We start from the raw sequence: 21997 nt of genomic DNA on the forward strand, positions 1-21997 counted from the left end.
TGCCGATATGCGCTCACGTCCGCGCGCGTCAATACTCCATTAATAATGGAGGTTTGTGCACTACAACATGGGCAGGCTGCGCGGCTTCGGACCGCGCGGAAACGCCGCATCGAGCGCCGAAATCTCCTCTTTCGTCAGCACGAGATCGCCGGCGGCCGCATTTTCGCCGGCATGTTCCGCGGACGACGCCTTCGGAATCGCGAACACCGTAGTCGCACGGGTGAGGAAGCTCAGCGCGACCTGACGCGGTGTCGCACGACGCGCTTCCGCGATCTGCGCGAGCACAGCGCCACCCTTGCTGCGCGCGTCAGGGAAATCATCATGGCCGAACGGCGAATAGGCGACCACGGCGACGCCGTGCTGCTCGCACCACGGGATCACCGCATGCTCGATCGCGCGCTCCTTGAGGTGATAGAGCACCTGATTGCAGGCGATCTTCCCTTCGCCGGCGACATCGAGGATGTCGCCGAGATCGTCGGCGTCGAAATTGGACACGCCCCAGGATTTGATCTTGCCCGATGTCACCAGCTCCTCGAATGCGGCGACGGTGTCCTCCAGCGGATAGGAGCCACGCCAGTGCAGGAGATAGCAGTCGAGGCGATCGGTCTTCAGCCGCTTCAGCGAGCGCTCGCAGGCCGTGATGGTGCCGCGACGCGAGGCATTGCTCGGCAGCACTTTTGACACCAGAAACACCTCGTCGCGCCGGCCCGCGATCGCGTCCGCAATCACGAGCTCGGCATCGCCATACATCTCGGCGGTGTCGATATGCGTCATGCCGAGATCGAGCCCGCGCTGCAGCGCCGCGATCGCGCGCTTGCGATCGCCATGGTCGAGATACCATGTGCCCTGCCCGATGACGGAGACATTGGCGCCGGTCTTGCCGAAAGGTTTTGTGTTCATGTTTGTCTCCGAACTCCGATGTTTCTTCCCCTCTCCCCGTTCTTACGGGGAGAGGGTTGGGGTGAGGGGCTGCTTCCGCAATCAAGGTAGCAGTTGGACTCGTGGAGAGTCCCCCTCACCCGCATTTGCGCTTCGCGCAACTGCGGCCTCTCCCCGCACGCGGGGAGAGGCGAAAAGCCGCGCGCTCAAGAGTTCAATCCGCCGATGTCAGCGACCAGCACGCTGCCGGTCGCTGACTCCGTGATATAGAGCCGATCCCTGTTCGCGCCACCGATTGCGACATTGGTGCAGTTCGGCCCGGCGCACGACTTGATCCGCGCAATCAACTCGCCATTCGGCGCGAACACGAAGACGTGGCCGAGCGAAGCGTGGCCGACGAACAGGCGGCCCTTCGCGTCCATGGTCATGCCGTCAGGGCCGCTGGTACCGAACAGTGAGCAGAAGCGGCCGACCTTCGACACGCTGCCGTCCTTCATGAACGGCAGCCGCCACACCGCGTTGTCGCGCGTCATTGCGACGAACAGCACGGTCTCGCTGGGATCGAGCACCAGACCGTTGGGGCTGATGCCGGTGTCGATCAGGTAGTCGAGCCGCCCGTTCGGTGCGAGCCGGTAGACGCGACCACTCGGATCATGCAGGCCGGTCTGGCCCTGATCGGTGAAGAAGATGTCGCCGTTCGACGCAAGATGCAGATCGTTGCAGCCGCGGAAAGACTCAGAGTTACGCGCGGTCAGCACCGGCGTGATGCGGCCGGCCTTGGCGTCGAGCTCCATGATGCCGTGCATGTAGTCGGCCACCAGGATGCGGCCGTCGGCGGCGATCTTCAATCCGTTCGGCCAGCCGTCATACTCGATCACAAGCGACCACTCGCCGCCGGGCGCGATCCGGAAGATGCGGCCGAACGGAATGTCGACGATGTAGAGATTGCCGTCCTTGTCGAACGAGGGGCCTTCGATGAAGCTGTCGGTCGGCACACCCGGCCGGTTGGCATCGGCCCAATCCGTCCGCACACCCTTGCGGCGGAATGTGTCGGGCATGGCCGAGAAGAGTCTTGTTTCGATCAGGCGCGGCGGCGTTTCCAGGTACATCATGATTGTTATGATTGCTGAGAGGGAGAGCGCAGCAACATAAGGCACAATCGCGGGCGCGTCGATTGGGGCAACGAGCATGGCTGCGTTGGCGAGCGGTACCGGCCCGCGCGACTCTCGTGTCTCGGACGCGCTGCAACGCGTCAGCGTTGCTGCGCAGAGCCGGGACCCATAAGTCCGTAGGGTGGGCAAAGGCGCGAAGCGCCGTGCCCACGATCTCTTCGTTATTTCGGGTGATGGTGGGCACGCTCCGCTTTGCCCACCCTACGGCAGTCTTCGCTCGCCCGTCTCAGGCCGCGCGCACCGTGGCCAGGAACTGATCGACCTCGCTGCCGAGACGCTTGCTTTCGTCGAGCAGCGCGAGCGCTGCGCCGTGCACCTGGCCGGCGGCGGCGCCGGTTTCGGACGCGCCGCGCCTGACATCCTCGACGCTGGTGGAGACTTCGGATGCGCCCTGCGCCGCCTGCTGCACGTCGCGCGCGATCGCCTGTGCGGCGGCGCCCTGTTGTTCGACCGCAGCGGCGATCGAGGATGCAATGTCCGCCATGGATTCGATGGTGCCGCCGATCTCCTTGATCGAGTCCACCGACTGCCGCGTCGCCAACTGGATCTGCGCGACCTGACGGCCGATCTCGTCGGTCGCCTTCGCGGTCTGGCCAGCGAGCGCCTTCACCTCCGAGGCGACGACCGCGAAGCCCTTGCCCGCCTCGCCGGCGCGCGCCGCTTCGATCGTTGCATTCAGCGCCAACAGATTGGTCTGCCCGGCCACCGCCGAGATCATGCGCACGACCTCGTCGATGCGGTCGGCGGTCTGCGAGAGCGCATCGATCTGGCTGTTGGTCCGGTTGGCCTGCGCGACGGCCGCGAGCGCCACCTCGTGTGACTGCGCGACCCGCCGGCCGACCTCGCCGACCGACGTCACCATCTCCTGGCATGCGGCGGCCGCCGACTGGACGCTCGCCGACGATTGTCCGGATGCGGCAGCGACCGTTGCGGACAAGGCATTGGTCCCCTCCGCCGTATTGGTCAATCCATTGGCGGCCAGCTCGATTTCGGACGACGCCGCGGTGACGGCATTGACGATGCTGCCGACCGCCGCCTCGAACCGGTCGGCAATCTCGAACATGGCCTGCTTGCGCTGGGCTTCCGCATCGTGCTTGGCCTGCTCGCGGGCATCGGCCATGTGCCGGTTCTCGAGCAGCTTGTGGTGGAAGACGGCGAGCGACGTCGAGATCTTGCCGATCTCGTCGTGGCGCGCGACCTGCTCGATCGGACGGTCGAGATCGCCATTCGCCAGATGCTCCATCGCCAGGACCATGCGGGTGAGCGGCGCAGTCAGCCGGCGGCCGAACCAGAATGCGATGACGATCATCACGGCGATGGTAATGGCGATGGACCAGACCACATAGCGATGCACGACCACGAGCTCATCGCTGACGGCCTCGAGGCGCTTGCCGGCCGCGGTCCTGACGGTCTCCAGATTTGGCCGCAGCCGATCGTAGATCTGGGCGAGATCCTCGGCCTCCTCATTGAGCGTGCTCTGGCCGGCCATGAAGGCGAGGAAGCTCGTCTTGTAGCTGTCGATCAGCTTCTTGATCTCGGCCTTGGCCTCATCGGGCAGATCGGATTTGCCAAGCTCGGTCAGGAATTCTCCGGCGCGCTTGGTCAACTCGTCGCCGTATTTCTCGTCGCCGCGCAGCATGAAATCCTTCTCGTGCCGCCGCATCATCAGCATGAGGACGGACAGCCGCGGCCGGTCGAATGTCCTAAGCTTGCTCTCGACCGAATGCACGGCCGCGCGCAGCTTGCCCTGCAGCCCGTCATTCTCGTTGAAGCCGACGAGCTTCTGAGCGGAGACCACATTGGCGAAGCGGGTGTTGTAGCTGGCGATGACGGGGCGGAACGACAGCGCCTTGCGCAGCGGATCGTCTTCCGCAAGGGCACCGGCGATCTCCTCGACTGCCGCCAGATGGCCGGTGGCCGCACGCAACGTCTCGTCATGCGCGGCGACCTTCTTGTCGGTCGGCTTCTGCAGGAAATTGGTGGCGAGTTCGCGCCCCTGCAACAGGCTCTCGGACAGGCGCGCGGTTTCGGATTCCAGCTTCGTGAAGCGGTCGGCGGTTGCACGGCTGCGATCCTCGATCTGCCGGCCGGCAAGATAGATCACGCCCACCATGAGGACGCCGGTCACGCCCAGCAAAAGCACCTGCGTGCGCAGGCCAAGGTGAAAGCTCCGCAGTTGGAGGCGGCGCGCCGACCGAAGTCTGCTCAACATGTGTTCCCAGCCTCGACGAGTATCAATTCGTAAAATTGATACATTCTGGCTGGAATTGCTTAACATTCCGGCAACCACCGGGGCTGGCCGGCGCCCGGCGCATGGCTCGGGCCGGGGTTCGCCCGGAAAGCGGCCGGATTAGCCCGCCGCCCCCGCCAGCTTGGCCTGCTTCGCCGGCGCCTCGGTCGTCGCGATCAGGCGCTTCAGCTCGGGGATGCAGGAGCCGCAATTGGTGCCGGCCTTGAGCTTTGCGCCGATCTCGGCCGCCGTGCGTGCGCCGGATGAGATAGCGTCGCAGATGGTGCCGCGGCCAACGCCGAAGCAGGCGCAGACGATCGGGCCGGTCGAGGCGCCGCCCTCGCTGGACTTGCCTGACAACAGCATGCGGCGCTGCTCGTCGGTGACGTGATCGGCGACGAACAGGCTCTTCACCACCTCCCAGTCGCCGGCGTCGTGCGCGGGTCCGACGAACAGGCAGGTCTCGATGCGGTCGCCCGCGAACGAGGCTGCCCGATAGACGCCGCCGCCGAAGTCGCGATACTCGGCCACGTCCTCGCCGGCGACGCCATCGAGCCAAGCCGGCCAGCGCGACAGATCGGCATTGTCGGCGAACAGATAGCCGAAGCCGTCTGAAACCGTGACGCGGGTCCACAACAGGTTTTGCGGCAGCTCAAGCTGCTTGCGCGACAACGCGAAGCCGCGGAAGACGTACTCATAGGGCGTGATCGCGGCAGGCGTCGCCTTGGACTCCGGCTGACCCGAGAACGGATCGGTGAACGACTGTACCAGCGCGCCGACGCGGCCGTGCGAGGCGTTCATCGCACTCCAGTGGATCGGCGCGAACAGCGTGCCGCGCTGCTGGCGTTCGCTGACGACCACTTTAAGGATGCACTGGCCGTAATCGGTGGTGATGCGGGCATAGCCGTCATGGACGATGCCGTATTTGCCGGCATCGTCAGGATGGATCTCGACGAAAGGCTCGGGCAGATGCGCGCCGAGCCGTTGGCTGAGGCCGGTGCGCGTCATGGTGTGCCACTGGTCGCGGATACGGCCGGTGTTGAGCCTTAAAGGACGCGACGGACCGGTCTCGCCGCGCAGCGACGGCACCTCGGGTGCGACGAAGCGGCCCTTGCCGTCATTGGTGAAGAAGCCGCCTTGCGCGAAGAAGCGCTCGCCGGGCAGCCCGCCTTCGCGCACCGGCCACTGCACCGGCTGCAAGGCATCGAAGCTCTCGTCGGAGAGCGACGTCAGCGCGCCGATGTCGAAATCGCGGCTGCCATCGTTCTCGAAGGCCGAGAGCGCGGCATGCTCGCGGAAAATATCGGCGGCGGATTTGTAATGAAAACTGTCGCCGAAGCCGAGACGCTTGGCGGTCTCGCTGAGGATCCACCAATCCGGCCGCGCCTCGCCCGGCGCCGGCAGGAACGAGCGCTGGCGCGAGATGCGCCGTTCCGAATTGGTCACCGTGCCCGACTTCTCGCCCCAGGCGAGCGCCGGCAGCAGCACATGCGGGCCGGCCTCGACGGTGTCGTTGGAGAGCACGTTCTCGGAGACCACGAACAGCTCGAGCTTCTTCAGCGCCTCGCGCACGAAATCCGCATCGGGCAGCGACACCGCAGGATTGGTGCCCATCACCCACAGCGCCTTGACCTCGCCGCGGTTGATCGCCTCGAACAGCTGCACCGCCTTCAGCCCCTCATGGGTGGCGATGCGCGGCGCCTTCCAGAACCGCCTGACCCGGTCGATGTCCGGCGGCGTGAAGCCCATATGGGCGGCGAGCATGTTGGCGAGCCCACCGACCTCGCGGCCGCCCATCGCATTGGGCTGGCCGGTGAGCGAGAACGGCGAGGCGCCCGGCTTGCCGATCCGGCCCGTGGCGAGATGGCAGTTCAGGATCGCGTTGACCTTGTCGGTGCCCTGCGCCGACTGGTTGACGCCCTGCGAATAGAGCGTGACGACCTTCTCGGTGTCGCGGAACATCCTGAAGAAGGTGGCAACGTCCGCCTCGGAGAGTCCCGTGGCCAGCGCGGTCGCGGTGACGCTGCCGGCGATGTTGCGTGCGCGCGCAAGCGCATCGTCAAAACCGCTGGTGTTCTGCGCGATGTAGTCCTTGTCGAGCGCGCCATTGTCGGCGAGATGGACGAACAGGCCGGAGAACAGCGCAGTGTCGGTGCCGGGCTTGAGGCCGAGGAACAGGTCGACGTCGCTTGCAGTGTCCGTGCGGCGCGGATCGATCACGATCATCCGCGCGCCGCGCTCCTGCCTGTTCTTCAACATGCGCTGGAACAGCACAGGGTGGCACCAGGCGGCGTTCGAGCCGACGAACACCAGCAGATCGGCCTGGTCGAGATCCTCGTAGCAGCCGGGCACGGTGTCGGCGCCAAAGGCGCGGCGGTGGCCGGCGACCGACGACGACATGCAGAGCCGCGAATTGGTGTCGACATTGGCGGTGCCGACAAAGCCCTTCATCAGCTTGTTGGCGACGTAATAATCCTCGGTGAGGAGCTGGCCGGAGAGATAGAAGGCGACCGCATCTGCGCCATCGCGCGCCACGATATGCTGCATGCGGTGGGCGACGTGATCGAGCGCATCGCTCCAGGCGACGCGCTCCAGCACGCCCTTGCAGCGGATCATCGGGTAGAGCAGCCGGCTCTCGAGCCCGACGGTCTCGCCGAGCGCGGAGCCCTTCGAGCACAGCCGGCCGAAATTGGCGGGATGATCAGGATCGCCCGCGATCGCCGCGCCGCCCTTGCCGTCCGGCGTTGCCAGCACGCCGCAGCCGACGCCGCAATAGGGGCAGGTCGTTCGGGTGGCTCGAAGGTTTGGGTCGATCGCCGTCATGTCAGGCTGCCTTGGACGGAAGGGCAAGCGTGCGGCCGAACATCATGTCGGCGCGGATCGCAGCGACCTTCTCGCGATTGCGAATCAGCTCGAGATACCAGAGCGCATCGACGGTATCGCCGATCAGCACCGCGCCGGTCAGCCGGCCGTCCGCGATGACGAGCTTCTTGTAGGTGCCGCGTCTGCGGTCGGTCAGCACGAGGCTCTCGCTGCCCTCGCCGCCCATGAAATCGCCGGCGGAGAACACGCTGACGCCGGAGACCTTCAGATTGGTCGAGACCACACTGCCTTGATAGGCGGCGGGCTTGCCGGCGAGATGCCGCGCCAGCACCCGCGCCTGCTCGTAAGCGGGCTCGACCAGGCCATAGCAGGTGCCGCGATGCTCGGCGCATTCGCCGAGCGCGTAGATGTCGGGCGAAGCCGTCTGCATCTCGTCGTTGACGACGATGCCGCGGTTGACGGCGATACCGGCCTCCTTGGCCAGCGCGATGTTCGGCTTGATGCCGGCCGCGAAGATCACGGCATCGGCCTCGATGCGGCTGCCGTCGGCGAGCTCGACGGCTTCGACATGGCCCTCGCCGTGGATGCGCGCCGTGGAGGCATTGAGCAGGATGCGGATGCCCTTGCGCTCGACCAGCGTCTTGAGGAGGTCAGCGGCCGTTCCATCGAGCTGGCGCTCCATCAGCCGGTCCATCAGATGCAGCAGCGTCACCGGCGCGCCGGCCTTGGCGAGGCCGTAGGCCGCCTCGAGTCCGAGCAGACCGCCGCCGACCACGACGACGCGCTTTTTCGCGGCCGCCAAAGTCAGCAGCAGGTCGACGTCGCGCGTGTCGCGAAAGGTGTGCACGCCGGCAAGGTCGGCGCCCGGCACGTTGAGCCGTAGCGGCGTCGAGCCCGTGGCGAGCACAAGCTTGGAATATTCCATGCTCTCTTCGCCTGCGATCTTGAGCTCGCGGCGGCCGGTGTCGATCTCGGTGACGCGATAGCCGTAGCGCACCGTGACGCCGCGTTCACGCCACCAGTCGGCCGGCCTGAGCTCGATCTCGTGCGAGCCGGTCTCGCCGGCCAGCACGGAGGAGAGCAGCACGCGATTGTAAGCGAGCCGCGGCTCATCGCCGATGACGGCAACCGCGTAGCGGCCGAGTGCGGTCTTGGCGAGTTCATCGACAAGCCGCGCGGCCGCCATACCGTTACCGACGATGACCAGCGGTTCACTCACAAGGCATCTCCTATTCGGCGGCCTGCGCCTGCGCGCCATAGGCCTCGGAAATCATGTAGCCGGACAAGACGCCGTAAGCGTCGGTCCAGGCGGTTGCGAGCTCGGGCGTCCAGGCCTCGCCAAGACCCTTCTCCAGGGTCCACAGCAAGGTCGCGCCGACCACGGGATAGTGCTCGGCCTTGGCGCCGTAGGCGACGTGGCGCTTGGCGAGCGCGGAGGCCGCGGGAAGAATCGTCTCGAGATTCGACAGGCCGCCAACGACGGCGGCGAGCATGGCCATCAGCTTCTTGCGCTGCTCGGTCATGTCCTCGGGAAACATCGCGCGCACGGACGGCGCCACTTCGAACAAGCGGTCGTAGAACAGTTTTGAGGCTGCTTCCGAAATCGGCGCGACCTTGGAAAAGCTTTGCTGCACGAGGGCGATCTGCTGAGGCGTCATGATGGTCTCCTGTCTGTTTCGGTCTGCCTTTGTCCGCGCCGTTGCGAACAAGGTTCATGGGTCAAACGTCATCAGAGCGGCTTCTCCCCGCGTACGGAGAGAAGCGATTTTCATACCAAGTACTAGACACGCGCTTCGGCAAGGCTTGGCGCGCCTTCGCCCTGCGGGCTGCGACGCAAATAGAACCACCAGGTCAAAGCCAGGCACGAGGCGTAGAAGGCGAGATAGATCGCGAGCGCGAGCTGCGGACCGCCGGTCATGGCAATCGACTTGCCGAAACCGCTCGGGATCAGATAGCCGCCGACAGCACCGACCGCGCCTATGAAGCCGACCGCCGCACCGCTCTCGATGCTCGCGGTCTTCAAGGCAGCCGCACGCGCGACATCGCCCTTGCCGCGCACCCTGAACAGGTTCTGCTCGCGGAAGATCGACGGGATCATGCGGTAGGTCGAGCCGTTGCCGATGCCCGTGGTCACGAACAGGATCAGGAACATCGACAGGAAGCCGACGAAATCCTTCTGTCCGACGAAATAGACCACGCCGACCGTGGCGCCCGCCATCACGATGAAATTCCAGAACGTGATGATGGAGCCGCCGATCCTGTCGGCAAGCCAGCCGCCGAGCGGACGCGATAGCGAGCCGACCAGCGGGCCGAGGAAGGCAATCGAGATCGTCACCGTCGGAAACAGCGTCTTGAGCAGGAGCGGGAACGCCGCGGAGTAGCCGATGAAGGACCCGAACGTGCCGATATAGAGATAGGCCATGATCCAGGTGTGCTTGCGCTTGACCACCGCGAGCTGGTTCTTGATCGACGATTTCGCCGTGGTGAGGTTGTTCATGAAGAACACCGCGCCGAACACCGCGATCGCGATCGGCAGCACCCACATCAGCCCGGCGTTCTGGAGGAAGATGCCGTCGACGGGGGAGGCCTGGAACAGGTTGATGACGGCGAGCGTCATCAGGATCGGGGTCAGGAGCTGCACACTGGAGACGCCGATATTGCCGCCGGCGGCATTGAGGCCGAGCGCCCACCCCTTCATCCGGTCAGGGAAGAAGAAGGAGATGTTGGTCATGCTGGAGGCGAAGTTGCCGCCGCCGAGACCGGCGGTTGAGGCGACCAGCAGCATCAGCCAGAACGGCGTGTCGGGATGGCTGACGAAATAGGCGAGCGACAGCGTCGGAATGAATAGGATCGCCGCACTGAAGATGGTCCAGTTGCGGCCGCCGAAGGTCGTCACCGCAAAAGTGTAGGGAAAGCGCATGAATGCGCCGATCAGGCCCGGCACGGCGACGAGCTGGAACAGCTGGTCGGTGGTGTAGTGGAAACCCGCCTGCGGCAGCTTGGTGGTGACGATGCTCCAGATCAGCCAGACCGAGAAGCCGATATGCTCGGCCACGATCGACCAGATCAGGTTGCGGCGCGCGATAGTCTTGCCAGTCGCATTCCAGAACGCCTCGTCTTCGGGGCGCCAATCTGAAATCCAAGTCGGATTCTTCGTCATTGAGTATCCCTTCCAGGCTCACCGCTGCGTCGTTGCAGGCTCAGCCTCCGGTCACGGAGGCACGCTCCGGGGCTTCTCCCCGGTGGCGAGTCACGATGCTGATTGATGATGTTGAGGGACGTCGTCGTTGGCGTCGGAAAAGGTGCTTCAATTTCCGTGCCAATTGCGCTCACGCTGGAAATGCAGGGATTTCCGGGCGTTATTCGCATTGCCCGAAATCTTCGCAGCGCTAATCCGCACGCTAAATTTGCGATTCGCTCAATCCTTGTGCGGCGCACAAGGATTGAGCTTGATGTCAAATATTTAGGCGCGCTCGTCTCGCGCATTAACCTTTGGTTTATGCGGCCTCTACGAAGCGATGACGCTCATAGAGGAATTCGAGCACGCGCTGGCGGCACTTCAGATACGTCGCGTTGGTGGCGAGCTCGAGTCGCTTGCGAGGCCGCGCCAGCGGCACCTCCAGCACCTCACCGATCCGCGCGCTCGGCCCATTCGTCATCATCACGATGCGGTCGGAGAGCAGCACGGCCTCGTCGACGTCGTGGGTGATCATCAAGATGGTGTTGCCGAGCTTCTGATGCAGCGCCATCACCGAGTCCTGCAAATGCGCCCGCGTCAGCGCGTCGAGCGCGCCGAACGGCTCGTCCAGCAGCAGCACCTTCGGTTCCATCGCGAGCGCTCGCGCGATGCCGACACGCTGCTTCATGCCGCCGGAGATTTCGGACGGACGCTTGTCCCTGGCATGCGCCATCTGCACGAGATTCAGATTGTGCATCACCCAAGCGTCGCGCTCGGCCCTGGTCTTGGTCCTGGCGAAGACCTTGTCGACGCCGAGCTTGACGTTCTCGTAGACGGTGAGCCACGGCAGCAGGCTGTGGTTCTGGAACACCACGGCACGATCGGGCCCCGGCGAGTTGACCTCGCGGTTCTCCAGCAGCACGCCGCCGGTGGTGGCATTGGTCAAGCCAGCGATGATGTTGAGCAGGGTCGACTTGCCACAGCCGGAATGGCCGATGATCGAGACGTATTCGCCCTTCTCGATGGTGAGATTGATGTCCTTCAGCACCTCGGTCGTCGCAGCGCCGCGGGTAAAGATCTTGTCGATGTGATCGAGCTTCAGATAGGCGGTCATGTGCCCTTCTCCCTCAGTTCTGCGCCGTGCCGCGGGTGACGATCTTGCCGAGGCCCGCGATCAGGCGGTCGAGCACGAAGCCGACGATGCCGACATAGAACAGCGCCAGGATGATCTCGCTGATATGCGAGGAGTTCCAGGCGTCCCAGATGAAGAAGCCGATGCCGACGCCGCCGATCAGCATTTCCGCGGCGATGATGGCGAGCCAGGACAGGCCGATGCCGATGCGAAGGCCCGTGAAGATGTAGGGCGCCGCCGCCGGGATCATGATCTTGGCGAAGAACTCGAGCGGATTGAGCTGCACCACCGCGGCGACGTTGCGATAATCCTGCGGGATGTTGCGGATGCCGACCGCGGTGTTGATGATGATCGGCCAGATCGACGTGATGAAGATGACGAAGATCGCCGAGGGCTGGCCGTCGCGGAACGCGGCGAGCGAGAGCGGCAGCCAGGCCAGCGGTGGAATGGTGCGCAAGACCTGGAACAGCGGATCGAGCCCGCGCATCGCCCAGACCGACTGCCCGACCAGCACGCCGAGCGCGATGCCGGCGATCGCCGAGAGCGAATAGCCGAGCGCGACGCGCTGGAGGCTGGCGGACAGATGCCAGAACAGGCCCTTGTCGATGCCGCCATGGTCGAAGAACGGATCAAAGATTAGTTCCCTGGTGTCCTTGAACACTTTTGACGGCGGCGGCAGCGCAGAGCCGGCACGGCGGCAGACCAGCTCCCAGACCAGCGTCAGCAGCACGATCACGACCAGGGGCGGGATCACGCGCACAGCAAGCTCCCGCGCCACGCGTGCGTAGCTCTCCCCGCGCGGCGGACGCTTTGGCGTCATCGCGACGACTGGCGCGACGCTCGCGGCAGGCGTTGCGGTCTCAACCTCAATCTTCGTAGCAGGCATGTTCATCGAAATCCCTCTCCGGCTTTCCGCAAGGACGATGCGGCCGCCCGGAGGCGGCCGCAGGGCTCCATCAGACTTCGACGCGCTTGATCGCGAGCGACTTCAGATAGGCAGCCGGATTTTCAGGATCGAACACCTTGCCGTCGAAGAAGGTCTCCTTGCCGCGCGACGTGGAGGCCGGGATGTCGGAGGCCGCGACACCGAGCGTCTTGGCCGCGTCCTTCCAGAGGTCCTCGCGGTTGACCTTGGCGATCAGCGCCTTGGTGTCGAAGCCGGGCTCGTACTTGCCCCAGCGGATGTCCTCGGTGAGGAACCAGAGATCATGGCTCTGGAACGGGTAGGAGGCCTGATCCTTCCAGAACCGCATCTGCTGCGGCGAGTTGTCGACGACGCGGCCGGTGCCGTAGTCGAACTTGCCCTTCATGCGATCGGTGATGTCCTCGACCGGGCAGTTGATCCACTGGCGCTTGGCGCAGATCACCGCGGCTTCCTCGCGGTTCTCCGCCTTCTCCGCCCATTGCTGGGCTTCCATCACCGCCATCAGCAGCGCCTTCGCCGCCTTCGGATATTTGTCGACCCAGGCCGCGCGCATGCCGAACGACTTTTCGGGATGCTTGTCCCAGAGCTCGCCGGTGGTGATCGCGGTGTAGCCGATTTCCTGATGGATGAGCTGGAGATTCCAGGGCTCGCAAACGCAGAAGCAATCCATGGTGCCAACCTTCATGTTGGCGACCATCTGCGGCGGCGGCACCACGATGGTTTCGATGTCCTTGTCCGGATCGATGCCGCCGGCGGCGAGCCAGTAGCGGATCCACAGATCGTGCGTGCCGCCCGGGAAGGTCATCGCCGCCTTCACGGCCTTGCCGCCGGCCTTCTTCTTCTCAAGCGCGGTCTTGAAGGGTGCGGTGTCGATGCCGACCTTGAGATCGGCATATTCCTTGGCGACCGAGATGCACTGACCGTTCAGGTTCAACCGCGCCAGGATGTACATCGGCGTCGGCTGGTTGTTTTGCGTCACCTTGCCGGCGGAGATCAAATACGGCATCGGGGAGAGGATATGCGCGCCGTCGATGCCGTTGCCTTCGGAGCCGAGCACGAGATTGTCGCGCGTCGTGCCCCAGGAGGCCTGCTTCTGCACCTCGACATCGGGCATGCCATATTTGGCGAAGATGCCCTTCTCTTTCGCCACGAACAGCGGGGTCGCGTCGGTCAGTGCAATGAAGCCGAGCTTGGCACCCTTGACCTCGGGGCCTGCGTCCTGCGCGAAGGCGCCGGCGGGGAAATTGAGCTTGGCGGCGGCGAGAAGAGCGGCGGTCGAGCCGGTGGCCTTCAACAATTGCCGGCGGCTGAGGCCCGTCTCCGAGGGCCCACGGGTGCGCTTGGTCATGAGTCGTGTCGTCCTTTTGCGTCGTTGCAGAATTGATGGCGTCTGTGCTCACGAGCAGCCCGTCCGTCCGGCGGCGCCGTCTTTGGCGCATGCGAACGCACGGCGGGGAGACCCCCGCCTGGTGGCGTCGGCAAGTCGGATGAGAAGTCTCGCGGGACGGCTTCAATGGCGTCGACATGGAACTATTCAAGCTTCATGCCAAGCCCGCGATAGCAAAAAGACTAACCTATTTAATGGGTTAGAGGCTCTGCGCCAGCCTGCCGCAGGTCAGATCCGCTCGCCGAATTTGCGGCTTGCTCAATCTTTGTGCGGCGCACAAGTCTTGTGCAGTCGCTTATGCAAGAGGCCGACGGGCGTCCAAAGGCCCGATCCAATGGGGCGCGATCGCGCTGATATCACTCAGCTTTCAGGACTGCCGCGCTCGGCACGCAACTTGCTTATCCCTTGATGTCAACGAAGACTGCGGCTTGCCGCATTGCTGCGGCCTCTGGCGGCCGCAAGAGGAAGCTCAACTGCTTCGCGGCCGTTCTCGGCTCAGTCGTCGTGACGCGATTCCCAGGGCTTCCAAATCTCCCAACTCTCGTGCGCGGCAGGCCACCCGCACGCCAATGACGTTCAGCCGCTCTCTTGCGAGAGCGTCGATCTCACTTACGAAGCAAAAGGAACCATTGATGTCGTATCTCGCGCCTTCGGAATTCGTCACCAAGATGGTGGATGCGGGCGAGTCCAAGATCTTCATGTCCACCCGGGATACGGTCATCCGCGCCTATATGGCTGGTGCCATTCTCGCCCTCGCCGCCTGGTTCGCCGTCACCATCAACGTCAACACCGGCCAGCCGCTGGTCGGCGCGCTGTTGTTTCCGGTTGGCTTCGTCATGCTCTATCTGCTGGGCTTCGACCTTCTCACCGGCGTGTTCGTGCTCTCGCCGCTCGCCCTGATCGACAAGCGCCCGGGCGTCACGCTCAGTGGCGTGCTACGCAACTGGGGCCTGGTCTTCCTCGGCAATTTCGCCGGCGCCTTCACGGTGGCCTTCATGATGGCGTTCGTCACGACCTTCGGCTTCACGCAGGACCCCGACAAGATCGGCACCGCCATCGGCAATATCGGCGAAGGCCGGACGCTGGGCTACGCCGCGCATGGCGCGGCCGGCATGGCGACGCTGTTCATGCGCGGCATGCTCTGCAACTGGATGGTCTCGACCGGCGTCGTCGGCGCCATGATCTCGACGTCCGTCCCCGGCAAGGTCATCGCGATGTGGATGCCGATCCTGGTGTTCTTCTACATGGTGTTCGAGCATTCCGTCGTGAACATGTTCCTGTTCCCGTCGGGCCTGATGCTGCACGCAAAGTTCTCGATCATGGACTATCTGATCTGGAACGAGATCCCGACCGTGCTCGGCAACCTCGTCGGCGGCCTCGCCTTCACCGGCATGACCCTTTACGCCACGCATGTCATGACCCTGCCCAAGCGCCAGCCCGGCAAGGTGACGCCGCCCCGCGTTGCGGCCTGATCGCACGCACCTCAACAAGAGAGCCTCGCCCGGCTAGGGTGAGGCTCTCTTCGCCTTGGTGACGACGATGACCCGCGGACTCCTGATTTCGATCGGCCAGCACTCCGACAGGGGCCGCAAGCCCGTCAACCAGGACTTTCACGGTATCCTCATTCCGGACGAGCCGCTGCTCAGCCTGAAGGGCATTTCAGCCGTCCTCGCCGACGGCATCTCCAGCAGCACGGTGAGCCAGATCGCCAGCGAGTCGGCGGTCAAGAGCTTCCTGATGGACTATTACTGCACGTCGCAATCCTGGACGGTGAAGACCTCCGCCCGCCGCGTGCTGGACGCCACCAATTCCTGGCTGCACGCGCAGACGCGCAAGAGCCAATATGCCTATGACCGCGACAAGGGCTATGTCTGCACGCTGAGTGCCATGGTCATCAAGGCGACCACCGCGCACATCTTCCATGTCGGCGACTGCCGTATCTACCGCGTCGCCGGCAAGGCGCTCGAGCAGCTGACCGACGATCACCGGATCATCGTTTCGTCGGAGCAGACCTATCTCGGCCGCGCGCTCGGCATCAATCCGCAGCTCGAGATCGACTACCAGGCGCTGGAGATCGAGGCCGGCGACACCTTCCTGCTCGCGACCGACGGCGCCTATGAATTCGTTGACCCGCGCTTCGTCACGAGCGCCATCAACGAGCATGCAGCCGAGCTCGACGCCGCGGCGAAGGCGATCGTCGAGGAAGCCTACCGGCGCGGCAGCGACGACAACATCACCGTGCAGATCCTGCGCATCGACGCGGTGCCGCAGCGCGAGCCCTCGGGCATCTTCAACCAGACCGCGGAGCTGCCGCTTCCGCCATTGCCGGAGCCGCGGGCGATCTTCGACGGTTACCGCATCGTTCGCGAGATCCACGGCAGCAGCCGCAGCCACATCTATCTTGCCGTCGACACCGAGACCGAGCAGCCGGTCGCGCTCAAGCTGCCGTCGATCGACCTGCGCGACAACGCCGCTTACCTGAAGCGCTTCCTGATGGAGGAGTGGATCGCGCGCCGGATCGACAGCCCGCATGTGCTCAAACCGTTGTCACAGTCGCGGCGACGCAGCTATCTCTACGTCGCGACCGAATTCGTCGAGGGGCAGACCCTGAAGCAGTGGATGACCGACAATCCGCGGCCCGATCTCGAAACCGTCCGCGGCCTCGTCGAGCAGATCGCCGCGGGCCTGCGCGCCTTCCACCGCATGGAGATGCTGCATCAGGACCTCAGGCCCGACAACATCCTGATCGACAAGACCGGCACCGCGAAGATCATCGACTTCGGCTCGGTCAGGGTCGCCGGCGTCGCCGAGGCCGCGCCGCCGGACGAGACCGACGACATCCTGGGAACGGTCCAGTACACCGCGCCGGAGTATTTTCTCGGGCAAGGCGGCTCGCCGCGCTCCGACATGTTTTCGCTGGCCGTGATCTGCTACCAGATGCTGACCGGCAAGCTCCCCTATGGCACTCAGGTCGCGAGGATCCGGCGCAAGGCGGACGTGCGGCGGCTCAAATATCGCCCGGCGGACGACGACCGCAACGTACCGGCCTGGGTCGACGGCGCGCTCCGTCGCGCGCTGCATCCCGATCCCTACAAGCGGCATGAGGATCTCTCCGAATTCGTCTTCGAGCTGCGCACGCCCAATCCGGCCTATCTCGACACGCGGATCACGCCGCTCCTGGAGCGCAGCCCGCTGATGTTCTGGAAGCTGACCTCGGCGGTGCTTGCCTGCGCGGTGATCGTGCTGCTGGCGCTGCTGCACGCGCGGTAACGCCTCTGTCCACCGTGGCCCAGACGACAGGGGTCTATCGTGCTGACGCGCCGCGTCAGGCGGCGCGCTGGCTGCGTCGCGAGGAGAGATCCGGGCAAAGCACGAGCTTGCCCTCGAGACCGCCAGCCTCGAGGCGACGGTGGGCATCGGCGACCTCCTCGAAGGAAATTCGCTCGGCGATGCGCGGCCGGATGGCGCCGGTTGCCAGAAGCCCGAACAGTTGCTCCAAGTCCTCCTTGAACCAGGCGGGATGTCGCGCCCGCATGGCATTGACCGAGTAAAAGCGGGCTCGCTTGCCGCCGGGCAACAGTCTCCACAGGTAGAGGCGCGCGATTTCCATCAAGATAGGGAGCATTCGACGCTGTGCCTGCACGCTTGCCGAAAATCCGATGGCACAAAGCAGGCCACCTGGCTTGAGCGCTGCGTATGAGCGGCGATAGCCGTCTTCGCCAACGCCGTCGACGATGACGTCGAACCCACCCGGCACAATCCGCGTGAAGTCCTCGTGCTGGTAGTCGATCGGCGTTGCCCCGAGATCTTGCACGAGCGCAATGTGCTCGCGGCGTACAGTGCCCCACAGCTCGAGACCGGCCAATCTCCCGAGCACGAGTAGCGCCTGGCCGACTGCGCCGGCGGCGCCGTGCACGAGCACACGTTGGCCTCGCTGGACCTTGGCCGCGCGGTGCAGAAGCTGGTGCGCGGTCGTCCAGCTCAAGATCAGCGCAGCCGCTTCAGCCGGATCGACACCCATCGGCACGCGAGCCACGTCGTTCGCTCGAAGCGTCCGATAGTCGGCGTTTGACCCGACCACCGTCATGTCGGCCACGCGGTCGCCAATCCGAAAGTCGTGCACGCCTTCGCCGAGCTGATCAATTGTCCCCACCACGTCGTAACCCATCACGAATGGCGGCCGGAGGCGCATCGTTTGCGGATAGAGATGCCGCCTGATCAACACCTCGGTGTAGTTGAGGCTCGACGCGATGACGCGAACGCGTACCTCGCCCGGGCCGGCGGTCGGCAGGGGAGCCTCGACAACCTTTAGTTTCTCGGGATCACCGAAGCGGCTGACCTGAACAACTCGATTGCGCTGCTCGATCATGGCCATCTCCATGCAGTGCCGTCATTCAGCGCAAGGACGGGCAGCCTGCCGCCGGGCTGGAGACATGGAGTTGATCCAGATCAAGCTTGAGGCTGCACGCTTTGGAATTCTCCTCCAGCCAAATGACCAAACCGGTTGTCTGGCGCCATCATTGCTCATTGGAGGGGAAAATGCCTGCAGTCGTCATGCAGTTCGTTTCGCATCCAAGACCCGGTAGTGATCTTGCGACCGTCTTGCAGCTGGCAAAGGAGGCCGCGTCACTCTGGAAGAAGCACGGAGCCGATGTCAGCTATTGGTCGGTGATCGGTGGTGAGATCGGCAACTATGCCTTTGTCGCCCGCTTCGATAGTGTAGAAGCTTATGGGCGCACCTTGTCGTCACTGGGTGCCGATCCTGCTTTCGTTGAATTTCAAGCCAAGCGGCTGAAGGCCGGGCAATCGGATTGGGTACGCTCCAACGTTGCCATCCAAGTCGATCTTTAACGGGCGTCTTCTCGCCCAAATGCGAGACCGCCCTCGGGCGGTCTCTTGCTACGCAGCCAATGTCGACTTGAGCGCCGAGTGTCACGCCGGCTCCGCCGCCTTCACCCCGAGCGGCTTCGGCGCCATGCCGCCGCCGGGCTTGAGGTGGAATTCGTAGTTCATCAGATGCCACCGCCCGCTCGCCTTGGTGCCGTCGGGCATTTCAGGGTCGTTGCGCGGCTCGACCTTGGCGACGAGGTCGTCCTTGACGCCGAACACCACGTCGGAATCGAGATATTTGTCGCCTTCCATGAAGACGTGGGTGATCAGCGGCTCATAGCCTTTCGCGTTCACCAGGAAGTGCACATGCGCCGGACGCATCGGATGACGCTTGGTCTGCACGATCATCTCGCCGACCGGCCCATCGGTCGGGATCGGGTAGCTGCACGGCAAAATGGTGCGGAAGAAGAAGCGGCCGTCGCCATCGGTGATGAAGCGCGCCCGAGCGGAGGCGCCGACCTCGTCGTAGTTCGCCTTCTGTGAATCGTAGAAACCGTCGTCGTCGGCATGCCAGACGTCGACGGGAACGCCCGCGAGCGGGTTGCCCTTCAGATCAGTGACGCGGTTCTGCACGAACATCCGCTCGCCGGTGTGATTGTTCGGCGAGATGTCGGTGCCGTGCGCGGTCACCTTGTGCTCGCCGACATAGAACGGGCCGAGCACGGTGGTCTGGGTGGCGCCGGCGCGATCCCTGTGGTTCACCGCATCGACCAGCATGGAAACGCCGAGCACGTCGGACAGCAGGATGAACTCCTGGCGGGTGTCGGTGCATTTCTGCCCCGTCCGGGTCAGGAAATCGATGGCATATTCCCATTCTTCGAAGGTGAGACCGGTCTTGCTCACGTAATCGTGCAGCGACTTCACCAATTCCTGGAGCAGGAATTTTGCCCGCGTATCAGGTGTGTTGTCGAAGCTCTCGACGACGGCTTCGGTGAGTTCGGTCTCGTTGAACTGGGTCATGGTGCGTTTGCCCTGGCGTTTTCTCGTTGGCCCGGATGGGCTCCTTGGAGGCGTTCCAGAGTGCAGCCTACACCAGTCGGCGGGGCCGCGTTAAGCGCAACCGGCTTGGAATGGGCCCCGCATTTCGCTATCAACTTTCCGACAAAACGCCCCGGAGGAACTGATGCTCGCGCCCACCCCCGCCTCGCCCGAATCCGTCGGCATGTCCAAGGCCGCGCTCGACCGCGTCGATGCGCATCTGAAGCGCCGCTACATCGATGCCGGACGCTTCCCCGGCACGCATCTCTTGGTCTACCGCCGCGGCAAGGTCGCGCACTCCTCGGTTCAGGGCTTTGCCGATCTCGAGCGCAAGCTGCCGGTCAAGGACGACACCATCTACCGCATCTATTCCATGACCAAGCCGCTCACCAGCATCGCCTTCATGATGCTGGTCGAGGAAGGCCTCGTCGCGATCGACGAGCCCGTCGCAAAGTACATTCCGGAATGGAAGGACCTCGGCGTGTTCGTCGCCGGCACCGCACCGGCGTTCCTGACCCGGCCGCCGTCCCGGCCGATGCTGATCGTCGACCTGTTGCGCCACACCGCCGGCCTCACCTACGGCTTCCAGCAGCGCTCCAATGTCGATGCTGCCTATCGCGCCGAGAAGATCGGCGAGGTCGAGAAATCAGGCACGCTGCAGACCATGATCGAGGGCCTGGCAAAGATCCCGCTGGAGTTCTCGCCGGGCGAGTCCTGGAACTACTCGGTCGCAACCGACGTGATCGGCTACCTCATCGGCAAGATCTCGGGCATTCCGTTCGAGCAGTTCCTGAAGCAACGCATCCTCGATCCGCTCGGGATGACCGACACCGACTTCCACGTGCCGGCCTCGAAGGCGCATCGTTTTGCGGCCTGCTACTCGGCCGATCCCGGCGGCGGCATGACCTTCCATGCCGGTCAGCGCCGCGAAGGGCTGACGCTCCAGGACGATCCGGCGACGAGCTCGTTCCTCACCCCGCCTTCCTTCATCTCCGGCGGCGGCGGACTGTGCTCGACGGTCGCCGACTATCTCACCTTCTGCCGCGCGCTGCTCAATGGCGGCGAGCTCGGCGGTGTCAGGCTGATCGGGCCGAAGACGCTGGCGCTGATGACGACCAACCACATTCCGGGCGGCCGCGCGCTGCCGGAGGTGTCACGCTCGCTGTTCTCGGAGGCCACCTATAACGGCATCGGCTTCGGCCTCGGCTTTGCCGTCACCATGCGCCCGGCCGAGACGCTGATCGCCGGCAGCCCGGGCGAATACAATTGGGGTGGCGCGGCCACGACCTCGTTCTGGATCGACCCGGCCGAGGAGCTGATCACGATCTTCATGACGCAGGTGCTGCCGTCGAGCGCCTATCCGCTCCGGCGCGAGCTGCGCAGCATGGTCTATGCCGCGATCACCGAGAGCAATCTCTGACGTAACGAACGCCTGCCGAACTTTAGAGATCGTCATGGCCGGGCCTGTCCCGGCCATCCACGTCTTGGCCACGACGAACGAAGAACGTGGATGCCCGGGACAAGCCCGGGCATGACGCTTCGTAGTTCGTTCTCAGTGGAAATGGCCGATCAGATAAATGCCACCGCCGATCACCAACACAGCCGGCACGGCCCACAAAATCAGAACTGGCATGTGTCGTCCTCCTCAGTTCGACGTGCAGACCTTGACGGTCTTCATGCCGCTTTCAGCTTCGGTGCGCGACTTGTAGATCGTGCCCGAGGGGCTGACGACGGTCATTGACGACTCCGTCGGCTTCTTGTCGACGACGGTGCACTTCTTGGTCTTGACGTCCTGGACGACATAGAACTCGTCGGCCGCGAACGCCGGCAGGGACATTGCAGCAACCATCAGCGCTGCAGTTGCAATCTTCAGCTTCATTCTTCTCTCCTCCTCCAATCCCGGGCACTCCGGCCCGGTCGAGTCACAAACGGGAAAAAGCGGCAGTTTGTTCCTGGAGGTGGGAACGCCATGCACGGTGGGATGTTGTTGCGGCGCTTATTCCCATGAGGAGGACAAGATGAAGAAGCTGTTCCTGCTATCCGCTGCAGTGGTAATGATCTCGACCGGTGCGTTCGCGCAATCCACCGTGGTGACCACCACCGGAACCGGCCACGCGGCCGCCGTGCAGATCGAGCCGCAATACCGCACCAAGATCAAATCCTACGTCACCGAGCATCGCATTCGCCCCGTGACGACGAAGGAGAAGATCATCGTCGGCGCGACGGTTCCAAGCGATGTCGAGCTCGAAGCCGTTCCGGCGGACTGGGGTCCGTCGCTGACGAAATATCGCTACGTCTATTCCGGCGATCGCGTGATGCTGGTCGATCCCGGCTCGCGCACCGTCGTTCAGGAAATCGACTAAGGCGTAACGGACGGGCGGCGGCCGCGACGGCAGCCGCCCT

18 protein-coding genes are annotated in these 21997 nt (G+C 64.2%); 5 read left to right on the forward strand and 13 right to left on the reverse strand.

Going from position 1 to position 21997, the window contains the following annotated elements; genetic code table 11:
• Positions 1–60: 60 nt before the first annotated feature.
• From AAFG16_RS34815 to AAFG16_RS34860, 10 genes are all read right to left on the reverse strand, one after another.
• Positions 61–900, reverse strand: coding sequence for an aldo/keto reductase (locus AAFG16_RS34815; RefSeq protein ID WP_342732616.1), 840 nt, complete (start codon positions 898–900; stop codon positions 61–63).
• 185 nt (positions 901–1085) lie between these two features.
• On the reverse strand, positions 1086–1988 hold the full coding sequence (locus tag AAFG16_RS34820) for an SMP-30/gluconolactonase/LRE family protein (RefSeq protein WP_342741015.1): 903 nt from the start codon (positions 1986–1988) through the stop codon (positions 1086–1088).
• A gap of 289 nt (positions 1989–2277) precedes the next feature.
• Complete coding sequence (locus AAFG16_RS34825; RefSeq protein WP_342732618.1) at positions 2278–4263, reverse strand: methyl-accepting chemotaxis protein; 1986 nt, start codon at positions 4261–4263, stop codon at positions 2278–2280.
• A gap of 138 nt (positions 4264–4401) precedes the next feature.
• Positions 4402–7104, reverse strand: coding sequence for a molybdopterin-dependent oxidoreductase (locus tag AAFG16_RS34830; RefSeq protein ID WP_342732620.1), 2703 nt, complete (start codon positions 7102–7104; stop codon positions 4402–4404).
• Between the two features lies 1 nt (position 7105).
• Positions 7106–8323, reverse strand: a complete 1218-nt coding sequence (locus tag AAFG16_RS34835) for an FAD-dependent oxidoreductase (protein WP_342732622.1) — start codon at positions 8321–8323, stop codon at positions 7106–7108.
• 10 nt (positions 8324–8333) lie between these two features.
• On the reverse strand, positions 8334–8762 hold the full coding sequence (locus tag AAFG16_RS34840; RefSeq protein ID WP_283080961.1) for a globin family protein: 429 nt from the start codon (positions 8760–8762) through the stop codon (positions 8334–8336).
• A gap of 122 nt (positions 8763–8884) precedes the next feature.
• A complete protein-coding gene (locus AAFG16_RS34845) occupies positions 8885–10264 on the reverse strand; it encodes an MFS transporter (protein ID WP_342732625.1) in 1380 nt (459 codons plus the stop codon).
• A gap of 337 nt (positions 10265–10601) precedes the next feature.
• Positions 10602–11396 carry an ABC transporter ATP-binding protein gene (locus AAFG16_RS34850; RefSeq protein WP_342732627.1) on the reverse strand — a complete coding sequence of 265 codons (795 nt, stop codon included), beginning with the start codon at positions 11394–11396 and terminating at the stop codon, positions 10602–10604.
• Between the two features lie 13 nt (positions 11397–11409).
• The gene (gene ntrB, locus AAFG16_RS34855; protein ID WP_342732629.1) at positions 11410–12306 is read right to left on the reverse strand and encodes a nitrate ABC transporter permease; all 897 of its coding nucleotides are present in this window, start codon (positions 12304–12306) and stop codon (positions 11410–11412) included.
• Positions 12307–12370: 64 nt separating this feature from the next.
• Positions 12371–13687, reverse strand: coding sequence for a CmpA/NrtA family ABC transporter substrate-binding protein (locus AAFG16_RS34860; protein ID WP_342732631.1), 1317 nt, complete (start codon positions 13685–13687; stop codon positions 12371–12373).
• 671 nt (positions 13688–14358) lie between these two features.
• On the opposite strand from AAFG16_RS34860, the gene AAFG16_RS34865 reads away from it, so the two are divergent.
• A complete protein-coding gene (locus AAFG16_RS34865; RefSeq protein WP_283080966.1) occupies positions 14359–15198 on the forward strand; it encodes a formate/nitrite transporter family protein in 840 nt (279 codons plus the stop codon).
• 67 nt (positions 15199–15265) lie between these two features.
• The gene (locus AAFG16_RS34870) at positions 15266–16996 is read left to right on the forward strand and encodes a bifunctional protein-serine/threonine kinase/phosphatase (RefSeq protein ID WP_283080967.1); all 1731 of its coding nucleotides are present in this window, start codon (positions 15266–15268) and stop codon (positions 16994–16996) included.
• A 55-nt stretch (positions 16997–17051) separates the two neighbouring features.
• Here the strand turns inward: AAFG16_RS34870 and AAFG16_RS34875 are convergent, their stop codons facing one another.
• On the reverse strand, positions 17052–18095 hold the full coding sequence (locus AAFG16_RS34875) for a medium chain dehydrogenase/reductase family protein (protein ID WP_342732634.1): 1044 nt from the start codon (positions 18093–18095) through the stop codon (positions 17052–17054).
• A gap of 170 nt (positions 18096–18265) precedes the next feature.
• Here AAFG16_RS34875 and AAFG16_RS34880 point away from each other — a divergent pair, with 170 nt between their 5' ends.
• Positions 18266–18577 (forward strand): hypothetical protein, encoded by a 312-nt coding sequence (locus tag AAFG16_RS34880; RefSeq protein WP_283080969.1) that lies wholly within the window; start codon positions 18266–18268, stop codon positions 18575–18577.
• 81 nt (positions 18578–18658) lie between these two features.
• Here the strand turns inward: AAFG16_RS34880 and AAFG16_RS34885 are convergent, their stop codons facing one another.
• Positions 18659–19576 carry an intradiol ring-cleavage dioxygenase gene (locus tag AAFG16_RS34885; protein WP_342732636.1) on the reverse strand — a complete coding sequence of 306 codons (918 nt, stop codon included), beginning with the start codon at positions 19574–19576 and terminating at the stop codon, positions 18659–18661.
• Between the two features lie 163 nt (positions 19577–19739).
• Between AAFG16_RS34885 and AAFG16_RS34890 the strand changes: the two genes are divergently transcribed.
• Positions 19740–21014, forward strand: a complete 1275-nt coding sequence (locus AAFG16_RS34890) for a serine hydrolase domain-containing protein (RefSeq protein ID WP_342732638.1) — start codon at positions 19740–19742, stop codon at positions 21012–21014.
• A 225-nt stretch (positions 21015–21239) separates the two neighbouring features.
• Here the strand turns inward: AAFG16_RS34890 and AAFG16_RS34895 are convergent, their stop codons facing one another.
• Positions 21240–21473 (reverse strand): hypothetical protein, encoded by a 234-nt coding sequence (locus tag AAFG16_RS34895; RefSeq protein ID WP_342732640.1) that lies wholly within the window; start codon positions 21471–21473, stop codon positions 21240–21242.
• A 139-nt stretch (positions 21474–21612) separates the two neighbouring features.
• Here AAFG16_RS34895 and AAFG16_RS34900 point away from each other — a divergent pair, with 139 nt between their 5' ends.
• The gene (locus AAFG16_RS34900) at positions 21613–21957 is read left to right on the forward strand and encodes a DUF1236 domain-containing protein (RefSeq protein WP_283080973.1); all 345 of its coding nucleotides are present in this window, start codon (positions 21613–21615) and stop codon (positions 21955–21957) included.
• The last annotated feature ends 40 nt before the right edge of the window (positions 21958–21997 follow it).

Origin of the sequence: Bradyrhizobium sp. B117, from assembly GCF_038969555.1 — a bacterium.
Classification (GTDB): Bacteria; Pseudomonadota; Alphaproteobacteria; order Rhizobiales; family Xanthobacteraceae; genus Bradyrhizobium.

Excerpts from the sequence above, each read along its gene's own strand:
- AAFG16_RS34840 (WP_283080961.1), bottom strand. The coding sequence starts at position 8,762 with ATGACGCCTCAGCAGATCGCCCTCGTGCAGCAAAGCTTTTCCAAGGTC.
- AAFG16_RS34825 (WP_342732618.1), bottom strand. The coding sequence starts at position 4,263 with ATGTTGAGCAGACTTCGGTCGGCGCGCCGCCTCCAACTGCGGAGCTTT.
- AAFG16_RS34845 (WP_342732625.1), bottom strand. The coding sequence starts at position 10,264 with ATGACGAAGAATCCGACTTGGATTTCAGATTGGCGCCCCGAAGACGAG.
- AAFG16_RS34875 (WP_342732634.1), bottom strand. The coding sequence starts at position 18,095 with ATGATCGAGCAGCGCAATCGAGTTGTTCAGGTCAGCCGCTTCGGTGAT.
- AAFG16_RS34860 (WP_342732631.1), bottom strand. The coding sequence starts at position 13,687 with ATGACCAAGCGCACCCGTGGGCCCTCGGAGACGGGCCTCAGCCGCCGG.
- ntrB (WP_342732629.1), bottom strand. The coding sequence starts at position 12,306 with ATGAACATGCCTGCTACGAAGATTGAGGTTGAGACCGCAACGCCTGCC.
- AAFG16_RS34880 (WP_283080969.1), top strand. The coding sequence starts at position 18,266 with ATGCCTGCAGTCGTCATGCAGTTCGTTTCGCATCCAAGACCCGGTAGT.
- AAFG16_RS34870 (WP_283080967.1), top strand. The coding sequence starts at position 15,266 with ATGACCCGCGGACTCCTGATTTCGATCGGCCAGCACTCCGACAGGGGC.
- AAFG16_RS34865 (WP_283080966.1), top strand. The coding sequence starts at position 14,359 with ATGTCGTATCTCGCGCCTTCGGAATTCGTCACCAAGATGGTGGATGCG.
- AAFG16_RS34890 (WP_342732638.1), top strand. The coding sequence starts at position 19,740 with ATGCTCGCGCCCACCCCCGCCTCGCCCGAATCCGTCGGCATGTCCAAG.
- AAFG16_RS34895 (WP_342732640.1), bottom strand. The coding sequence starts at position 21,473 with ATGAAGCTGAAGATTGCAACTGCAGCGCTGATGGTTGCTGCAATGTCC.
- AAFG16_RS34885 (WP_342732636.1), bottom strand. The coding sequence starts at position 19,576 with ATGACCCAGTTCAACGAGACCGAACTCACCGAAGCCGTCGTCGAGAGC.
- AAFG16_RS34820 (WP_342741015.1), bottom strand. The coding sequence starts at position 1,988 with ATGTACCTGGAAACGCCGCCGCGCCTGATCGAAACAAGACTCTTCTCG.
- AAFG16_RS34900 (WP_283080973.1), top strand. The coding sequence starts at position 21,613 with ATGAAGAAGCTGTTCCTGCTATCCGCTGCAGTGGTAATGATCTCGACC.
- AAFG16_RS34830 (WP_342732620.1), bottom strand. The coding sequence starts at position 7,104 with ATGACGGCGATCGACCCAAACCTTCGAGCCACCCGAACGACCTGCCCC.
- AAFG16_RS34850 (WP_342732627.1), bottom strand. The coding sequence starts at position 11,396 with ATGACCGCCTATCTGAAGCTCGATCACATCGACAAGATCTTTACCCGC.
- AAFG16_RS34815 (WP_342732616.1), bottom strand. The coding sequence starts at position 900 with ATGAACACAAAACCTTTCGGCAAGACCGGCGCCAATGTCTCCGTCATC.